The organism is Microbacterium sp. 4NA327F11 (assembly GCF_005503465.1).
GTDB lineage: Bacteria > Actinomycetota > Actinomycetes > Actinomycetales > Microbacteriaceae > Microbacterium > Microbacterium ginsengisoli.
Map to the genome: position 1 here is coordinate 1 of NZ_SCOB01000043.1, position 8,701 is coordinate 8,701.

9 protein-coding genes are annotated in these 8,701 nt (G+C 64.9%); 4 read left to right on the forward strand and 5 right to left on the reverse strand.

Annotation, left to right across the window (positions count from 1 at the left end; translation table 11 throughout):
- Nucleotides 1-105: 105 nt before the first annotated feature.
- The 4 genes from FFS51_RS14935 to FFS51_RS14335 form a co-directional block, all read right to left on the reverse strand.
- Entirely contained in the window at nt 106-501 is a 396-nt protein-coding gene (locus FFS51_RS14935) for an ArdC family protein (RefSeq protein WP_349303925.1), read from the reverse strand.
- Between the two features lie 587 nt (nt 502-1,088).
- Nucleotides 1,089-1,988 (reverse strand): sugar kinase, encoded by a 900-nt coding sequence (locus FFS51_RS14325; protein WP_137878754.1) that lies wholly within the window; start codon nt 1,986-1,988, stop codon nt 1,089-1,091.
- Nucleotides 1,985-2,593 (reverse strand): bifunctional 4-hydroxy-2-oxoglutarate aldolase/2-dehydro-3-deoxy-phosphogluconate aldolase, encoded by a 609-nt coding sequence (locus FFS51_RS14330; protein WP_212742831.1) that lies wholly within the window; start codon nt 2,591-2,593, stop codon nt 1,985-1,987. The genes FFS51_RS14325 and FFS51_RS14330 overlap by 4 nt, the downstream gene beginning before the upstream one ends.
- Nucleotides 2,594-3,141: 548 nt before the next feature.
- Nucleotides 3,142-4,296, reverse strand: coding sequence for a mandelate racemase/muconate lactonizing enzyme family protein (locus tag FFS51_RS14335; protein WP_137878756.1), 1,155 nt, complete (start codon nt 4,294-4,296; stop codon nt 3,142-3,144).
- A 339-nt stretch (nt 4,297-4,635) separates the two neighbouring features.
- Between FFS51_RS14335 and FFS51_RS14340 the strand changes: the two genes are divergently transcribed.
- From FFS51_RS14340 to FFS51_RS14355, 4 genes are read left to right on the forward strand one after another with little or no spacing between them, the layout of a single operon-like run.
- On the forward strand, nt 4,636-6,045 hold the full coding sequence (locus FFS51_RS14340; RefSeq protein ID WP_171006207.1) for an APC family permease: 1,410 nt from the start codon (nt 4,636-4,638) through the stop codon (nt 6,043-6,045).
- A 2-nt stretch (nt 6,046-6,047) separates the two neighbouring features.
- On the forward strand, nt 6,048-7,061 hold the full coding sequence (locus FFS51_RS14775; RefSeq protein ID WP_171006208.1) for a DUF4432 family protein: 1,014 nt from the start codon (nt 6,048-6,050) through the stop codon (nt 7,059-7,061).
- A gap of 39 nt (nt 7,062-7,100) precedes the next feature.
- A complete protein-coding gene (locus tag FFS51_RS14350) occupies nt 7,101-7,808 on the forward strand; it encodes a GntR family transcriptional regulator (protein ID WP_137878759.1) in 708 nt (235 codons plus the stop codon).
- Nucleotides 7,805-8,587 (forward strand): SDR family NAD(P)-dependent oxidoreductase, encoded by a 783-nt coding sequence (locus FFS51_RS14355; protein ID WP_137878760.1) that lies wholly within the window; start codon nt 7,805-7,807, stop codon nt 8,585-8,587. The genes FFS51_RS14350 and FFS51_RS14355 overlap by 4 nt, the downstream gene beginning before the upstream one ends.
- Here FFS51_RS14355 and FFS51_RS14360 read toward each other — a convergent pair.
- Nucleotides 8,584-8,701: integrase core domain-containing protein (locus tag FFS51_RS14360; RefSeq protein WP_137878761.1), on the reverse strand; the 118-nt coding region annotated here is incomplete at its 5' end. The genes FFS51_RS14355 and FFS51_RS14360 overlap by 4 nt on opposite strands.

Sequence of the window (8,701 nt, forward strand, 5' to 3'; positions counted from 1 at the left end):
GAGCCCAGGACACCCTCGGCGGGTTGACGCCCATCGAATTCGAAGCCAAGCTAACCGAGCCGCTCACACTCGCGGCCTAAACCGAATCTGCCACCGATTCCTGCTTCACGCCCGATCACCTGGGGTCGGGTCGGCTCCCCCGATCGGGTCGGTCTGTGTGATGTCGAATACGGAGAGTGTGGGGAAGTATCGGATCACACGCCCTTCGTCGGCTGAGGCGTCATCGTCGGCAGCGCTTTCGGTCTTCTTCTCGCGATATCCGAAGATCTTGATGGATCTCTCGCCTTTGCGGACCTGGCGCCCCTTGGCCTGCCATTGCCGGAAATCGGCGACCATGGTCGCGTCAGGGTTCTGGGCGAGGATCAGCAGAAGGTTGTTCAGGCTGTAGTTGTGGAAAGTGCGGGCGAACCTCCAGGAATGCCCGCCACCGGCCGCTATCTGCGAGTTGCCGGACTTGCTCCACGATCGACGTGTGCAGTGCCTCAGCCTGCGTCTGTCGATCCGTCGCGTCTCGGGTGATGGTCGCGTTCCTCATGGTTCACTTGCTCCTTCGTCCACTCGTCTTTCTCGCCGTTCCGGCACGAAGATCAAGAACGGGTGGAGGCCGAGCAGCGACCGACAGGAGCGGTTGCTAAGTGGAGGAGGGCAGCGACGGAGTCTGCAAATAGCGAGGGTCGATCGCGGAGCAGCCGGAGGCCGTTACGATCGCAGGCGGGAGCGGGGAGAAAACACACACATCTCGCGCCGACGTAGTCAGCTCCACGCCCAAGCTTGCTGCTAGCTCGTCGGCTGATTGTGACGGTGTCGAACGGCTGTGACGGAGGCTCTGCCAGACCGGCGGGGCTGTTGTCGACCTGAACGCGCTTAGCATGGCGACGTAGGGGCCCCCACCGATGATGTGCGGACCATCGCGAGACCAGCGACGGTCGCGACGGCGCCGGCGGCGACAAGGTAGGTCGGTGGGCCACCGGTCGCGTTCGAGCGGCTCCAGCCGAAGGTCGGGGACTCAGCATCAATCAGGTTGCCTCTGGCCCGCGAACGGTTCGAGTGGCACCTCGCGGGACGCCTGCCTCGACGATGTCCACGACTCAGAGCGGGACGATCGCTCCTTTGGAACCGATAACGCGGCCGGCGAGTGCCTGTGCGGACCGAACCGCATCCTGCACGGTGAGTCCGCGTGCACGGTCGAGGAGGTAGGCGGCGTTGAAGGAGTCCCCTGCCCCTGTCGTGTCGACGGGAGCGGGGTCGATAGTACCGGGGAAGGTGCGCAGTTCGCCCGCGGCCCAAACCTGTGTCGGAGCGGACCCGTCCTTGACCACGATCTCCTTCACCCCTGCGGCGCGGTAGCGCTCGATCACATCGCCGTATCCGACTCCGGGGTGGAGGAACCGTTCGTCGGCCAGCGATGGGAGCGCGATGTCCGTCACCCGGGCTGCCGCGTCGGCAGCTCCTGCAGCGGCGTGCGCGGACGGCCACCCCGCAGCCCGGTAGTTGCTGTCGAACGCGACGCGGGCACCCCGTGCCCGGGCGGATCGCACGTGCGCGAAGAAGCGCGTGCGTGCCGACGGAGTGAGCAGCTGCAGGGTGATCAGCGAGAAGTACACGATATCCGCCGACGCGAACGCCGACGTGTGCGCCGCATCGACGCCGTCGGCGAAGAGGTGCCGGACCGGGGAGGCGTCCCGGTAATACGTGAAGGTGCGTTCCCCACGCTCGTCCGTGTTGACGATGTAGAGCGCAGGGGATGCTCCGGACACCACTCGGGGCTCAACGACGAGCCCCTCGCGTTCGAGGTGCGCGCGCAGCATGGTGCTCTGTTCGTCGTCGCCGATGGCGGTAACGTAGTGGACGTCGGCGTATCCGCCGGCGAGCCGTTTGAGGTAGATCGCGGTGTTGGCCGTGTCGCCGGCGTAGCCGAGCGCCATGATCCGGTCGTCGATCCTGGTCAGCTCGATCATGCATTCGCCGACGACGGCGACCCGGATCATGCCGGCGCTCCCTCGGACACCTGACGTGCGAGTTCGGCGATGGCCGCGTCCAGGTCGGGCGCTCCGTAGAGATCGCCGCCGACGCCGACGGCGGTCGCGCCGGCCCGGAGCCACGACGACACCTCGTTCAGCCGGATGCCGCCGGTCGGCATGATCCGCGCCTCGGGCAGGATCGCGTGCAGTGTGCCCAAATACCCCAGGCCTCCCAGATGCGCGGGGAAGAGCTTGCAGAGGCCGTGGCTGCTCGCCTCCGCGATCTCGGCCGGAGTGCAGCCGCCGCCGATGAAGAGCACGCCCTCCCGGTCGGCCACCGCCCTGGCCTCGTCCGCGGGGAAGGGGCTGACGAGGAAGCGCGCTCCTGCCGCGCACGCCTTCTCGGCCGCGTCCGCTGACACGACAGTTCCCATCCCGATCATCGCGTGCGGCAGGTCGCGGCTCACGGCCGCGAGGGTGTCGTCCCAGCGGGGGATCGTGGCCGTCAGCTCGATGACGTCGATGCCGGCGGCGACCAGCCGCTCGCACAGGACGTAGGCCTTCTCCGGGTCGGCGGCCCGGATGACGGGGATCGCCCGCTGGCGGACGATGGCGAATTCGACGATGGTCATGGTGGTGGGACTCTCTTCAGTGTGGAACATCGGGTGACGGGGGTTCGCGTGGGAATCTGGGTTCGGGGGTCTAGCGGTTGGCGTGTTGATCTTCTCGAGCGCGCATGTAGTCGCCCGGCTCGTGGATGATGACGTCCTGCTCGACGATCACCCAGCCGTCGTACTCCGATAGCGTCAACCTGACGAACTCCAGGGCACTTCGAACCGCGCCCTGGGCGAAGAAGCCGACGAAGCGAGTCGCGATCAGCAGGCGCCTGGCGGTGGTGAAGGGATGGCGTTCACCGGCCGCAGCAGCCGTTCGAGTCGACCGGTAGGTCCTGACCTCGACGCGGAGCGGCCGAGTTCGTCAACGAAGCTTTGTCGTCGCTCGTGCGTGGTCTGGATTGCGTGCCGGGCCCCGAGAAGCGCGATGCGACGAGGGCTGTGATCGATGAGGTGACGCGGGGCGAGCGCGGCACAATCGACATTGCTAGTCGGCCTGGTTCGGATGTGACTGACTTTACCGATTCGAATGAGCCCTCTCATAACGCGCTGCGGATCTCGCGTCGCTATGCGAGTTCTCTGATGGAGCCGATCGGCAGGTTCGGCACTCCGGTTAGTCGGTGGATCGCGTCGGTGTCCCACGCGACCCCCAGCCCGGGCTGGTCCGGGATGGCGAGGAATCCTTCAGCGTCGAGGCTCCAGGGGGTCGCGGGCAGGTCGTCGATGTAGGCGGATCCGGTGCAGTACTCGATCAGGTCTGTGTTGGATAGTGCGGATGCGATCTGCAGGTCGGCGGCGAGGCCGATCGCGGTGTTCCAGCCGTGGGGGATGAGCTTGATTCCGAGGTCCGACGCCTGCTTTCCGATACTGATGCTCTCGCTGAGCCCGCCGACTTTCGTGACATCAGGCTGGACGATGTCGAACGCAGCGGCACGCAGGAACGGTGTGAAACTCTGGCGGCGGGTGAGCGTCTCACCACCGCTGATCGGGACGGGGGAGTGCTCGCGCAGTTTCTTGAACCCGGCGAGGTCGTCGGGGTTCAGGGCTTCCTCGAACCAGGCGACGCCGTAGTCGGCGAGCATCTTCGAGGTGTTGAGGGCCCACTTATAGCCGTTGTGCCAGTACGCGTCACTACCGCCGGCGTCGACCGCGAGGAGTGTGTCGTCGCCGACGGCGTTGCGAGCGGCGGCGACGATCGCTTCGTCGAGGGTCGCATTGACCCGCCCGAAGGGCCCCCAGCCGATCTTGAAGGCCGTGAACCCCTGCCCGCGAAGTCGGAGCAGCTCGGCCTCCAGGGGCTCAGGATTCTGCATGAGGAGCGAGGCGTATGGGCGCACCCGGTCACGGTGCGCGCCACCGAGGAGCCTCCCGATCGGCTGGCCGTAGGCCTTGCCGGCGATGTCCCACAGCGCGATGTTGATGCCGCTGATCGTGTGGGTGATCGCGCCACCGCGTCCGAACCAGAAGGTGTTCTGATGAAGCTTCTCGGTCACCCGCTCGGTGTCGAGGGCGTCCTCGCCGAGCAGCAGATCCCGTAGGACCAGGAGCGACGCCTTCACCAACGGCTCGGTTGTGAAGACGCTGCCGATTCCGGTGAGGCCTTCGTCGGTCGTGACGAAGACCAGGGTGTGCGCCGAATCCTCCGGCTGCAGCTCCTGAGTCCATCCGCCGGCGGGGGTAGCGCCGCGGAGGCCCGCAGCGGTGACGTCGGTGATCTTCATTACTGTCCTCATACTCTCGAAATCGCAACGTGAAAGGCGTATTGCTGACAATCTACAATCACTTCGGTGGTGCAATTCGTGGATCGTCGACAATTTACAATCCAGAAACAAAACACGTAGTCAATTGTTAACAATTGTTCCTAGTCTCGATGCAACGCCGCCGAACGACCCATGGGTCGCAAACCCGCACCTTCCCCATTTTTGCGTCGGCGGCCCTCGCATGGAATGCATCTCGTCCCATGCCCAACCAACTCACGAAGGGCTTGACTAATGCGTAGACAATCCACGGAGGCGATCTCTGTGACACCACACAAGACCCACTCGCTCGAAGCAGGCGCCGTGCCCCTGCCCGGGATCCTCATGCAGGCCATCACCCATATCGGCCCTGCTGTCGGGATTATCTTCTCGATCCAGTCGATCACCGGCGTTGCCGGGCTGGCGAGCCCGTTCGCCTTCGTCGTCGCTGCGATCGCGATGAGCACCGTCGCGGTCTCGGTGATCCAGCTCTCGAAGAAGATCTCCTCCGCCGGTGGCTACTTCACCTGGGTGAGCCAGATCATCGGCCCGAAGAGCGGGTTCTTCACAGCCTGGGCCTTCCTCCTCTTCGAACCGATCGGCGCGGGGATCAACCTCTCCTTCGTCGGAGGGACACTCGAGACATCGCTCCAGTCCGCCTACGGCATCGATGTGCCCTGGTGGATCACCGCCGCCATCGGTGGGGTGCTGCTGACGATCATCTCCATCCTCGGGGTGAAGATCTCAGTCCGTGTAATCGTCGCTCTCGGTGTGTTCGAGATCCTCGCCTGCGTCGCGCTCGCTGCCACAGGACTTGCGCACCCAGGGCCCGGTGGGCTCAGCTTCGCGCCGTTCAACCCGGCAAACGCGACCAGCTTCGGCGGCCTTTTCCTGGGCATCGTCTTCTCGATCTTCGTCTTCTCCGGATTCGAGGAGGTCGCGCCGCTGGCCGAGGAGAGCCACGAGCCGAAGAAGAACCTGCCTCGGGCCGTCATCCTCGCCTTCACGATCATGGGCATCTTCTTCCTCTTCACCTCGTGGGGCTTCCTCGTCGGCTGGGGAACGAACAACATCGACAGCTTCGTCGCCTCCGGCTCCGGAGTGATGGAGCTCGCGCACCGCCTGTGGGGCAACGGGTGGATCCTCATGCTGGTGGCGCTGGTGGTCTCCGTCATGGGCGTCGGCGTCGCGGTTCAGAACGCGTCCTCCCGCGTGATCTTCGGAATGGCCCGTGCCGGTGTGCTGCCGGCGGGCCTGGCCAAGATCGACCCGAAGCGGCGCACACCGGTGAACGCAGTCTGGCTGCAGTCGGCGATCACCCTAGTCGTGGCGCTCGGCGGTGGCGCACTCTTCGGCGCCACCGGCCTGATCGCCTTCGCGGCGATCATCATCACCCTGCTCATCATCGTCGTCTACACGTTCGGCAACATCTCGGTCTGGCGTCTCTACTCGCGCACGTACCCGAAGGAGTACAACCGCTTCACCCACCTGGTCATCCCAATCTTCTCGACGGCCGTGCTGCTCTTCGTCGGCTACAACACCCTCTTCCCGCTTCCCACCGGTATCAACGGATTGGCCCCGATCGTCGCGGTCGTCTGGCTCGCGATCGGGCTGATCTTTGTCGCCGTGCTGTCCCGCAAGGACAAGAACGGCTGGATGCTGAAAGCCGGCGAGGCCATGTCTCCAGAGATTACGGAGGAGAACCTCGACTCGACGATCATCACGGAGGACTGACCGTGACGACCAGCGTGCAGGTCAGCGTGATCAGAGGATGGGACGTGGTCACGTTGCGGTCCGATTCGATCGCCGTGCAGGTGCTCCCGGGCAAAGGCGGTGACATCCTCAGCGTGAAGCGCCGCGCCGACGACCTGGAATTCCTCTGGCAGTCGCCGTGGGGACTTCGCGAACGCGGAGCGTTCGGCGCCGCATACGAATCCGAGGGCCATCTGATGGAGGCGTACGCCGGAGGATGGCAGACCGTGTTCCCCAACGGCGGCGACCTCGTCGACGTATACGGAACGACGTGGGGAATGCACGGAGAAGTCTGGCTGACCCCCTTCGACTGGGAAATCCTCGACGACGCGACGATCCGGATGACCTGCACGCTGGTCCACAGTCCCTTCGATCTGATCAAGTCGATCACCGTCACGGACACCACCGTGACGGTGACCGAGACCATCACAAACACCGGCGGGGTGGCGGTAGACACCATGTGGAGTCACCACCCCGCCTTCGGACCTCCTTTCCTCTCAAAAGACACTCAGATCATCAGCTCCAGTCGACAGGTGCGGGTCGAGGAGAGGACGCTTGAGGGGACAACCGATCTGCGGCCGGGCGCGGAGGCGTTCTGGCCACTGACCCCAAGCCTGCTCGACGGCGTGATCACCGACCTGAGCAGGCTCCCAGCCCCGGACGCGGCGATCAACCGTATGGCCTACCTCGACGACTTCGACACAGCGGAGATCACCCTCCTCAACCCAAGCCTGGATGCCTCGGCCACGCTGACCTGGACGACGGAGCTGTTCCCGTACGCCTGGTACTGGTTCGAAGGCCGCAGCATCCGCACGGCCCCCTGGTTCAGGCGAATCTACGCCCTCGGCATCGAACCGGCCTCCTCCATACCGGGCAACGGCCTGCTCGCTGCCCGCGACGCCGGCACGACCATCGAGTTCGCGCCCGGTGAGACGAAGACGGTCACAGTGTCGTTGACAATCTGCAATCCGGGCGGGTCTGGCACGATGAGTCCATAGCCGCCGAACCCCGCAGACTCACCCGATGGAGGACCTCTCATGTCAGCAGCACGCTTCCCACGACTGGAGCGCTCGCGTTTCACCATCAGCAAAGAGGTGACCGAGGTACTTCGCTGGAAGATCATCGACGGGACCATCCCGGCCGGCAGCCGCCTGACCGAGGAAAGCATCTCCAACGACATGGGAATCAGCCGCGGTCCAGTGCGCGAAGCGCTCCGCGACCTAGAGAACGAGGGCCTCATACGCGTCGAGGCATACAAGGGTGCGGTCGTTGCCGAACTTACGGCGCGAGAACTCACCGACGTCTTGATGCCGACACGGTGGATCCTCGAACGCCACGCGATGGAGTCCCTGATCCCGAACCTCGACGACGAGACAGTCGCACGGCTGGAAGGAATCGTCGAACAGATGGAGAGAGCCGCGCGCACTGCGGACGACGACACAGTGCGTGAACTGGTGGAGTTGGACATCCGGTTTCACCGAGCCGTGTTCGAGGCGGCCGGCGAGTTCCACACCGAGCAGCTCTGGCGCGTCATCCAGCCTCGCATCCGGGTCGGCTTCTACCAGTTGAGCCTGGAACAGCCCTCCCCGATGGAGATCGTATTCGAGCACCGGCAGCTCCTCGACGCGATGAAGACCCGCAGCCTCGAAACAGCGCTCACGGTGCTGGAGGACCACGTCGTCACACAACCGCGGCGCTTGCTCGCGGCAGTCACCCCGACACCCGCCACGAAGGATGGAACATGAACGACGTAACCTACTCAGACCTCCGCTCGAAAGTGATCCTCGTGACCGGTGGAAACAGCGGGATCGGACTGGCTTGCGTAGAAGCGCTGCTCTCGCAGGGCTGCGCTATAGCGGTCGGAGACCTCCACCGCAACGCACTGGATGAGCTCGCCTCGACCCTTCCCGAGAGCGAACGGCATCGGCTCACGGTCTCACGCGTGGACGTGTCGTCGCAGGAATCCGTCGACGACTGGGTGCGGCAGACCCGTGCCACGTTCGGGAGCGTGGATGGCGTCGTCGCCTCGGCCGGGATCGAACCCATCGCCGACCGCGAAGTGCACCTGCTTCCCGAGGACATCTGGTCGCGCACCCTCGGCGTCAACCTCACCGGGGTCTTCCACACCTGCAAGAGCGCCGTGGCGACGATCATCGAGGACGAGAACCCCGCGAGCATCGTCATCATCGGTTCGCCGACCGGGTATTTCGGGGGCGAGCTCGGTCACCACGCCTACAGCGCAAGCAAAGGCGGACTCGTCGGCCTCGGCAGGGTCATGGCCAACGAGTACATTCAGCGCGAGATCCGGGTCAACATCGTCTGGCCCGGCCTGATCGACACCCCGATGAACGAGTTCATCACCTCCGACGCTGCGGTGTTCGAACGGGAGATGTCCCAGATCCCGCGCCGGCGTCCCGGGCGCCCCGCGGAAATCGCCGCGATGGTCCGCTTCCTCCTCAGCGATCAGGCCAGCTACTGCGTCGGAGGCATCTTCACCGTCGACGGCGGCCTCACCGCGGTCTAGCTGTACTTCCCCGTGACGTTGTGAACGCGGGCTGAGGGGGTCTGGCCGCCGATCCCGGTGTGGGGTCTGTGGTGATTGTAGTGATGCAGCCAGGTCTCGTATGCCGCGGCTCGC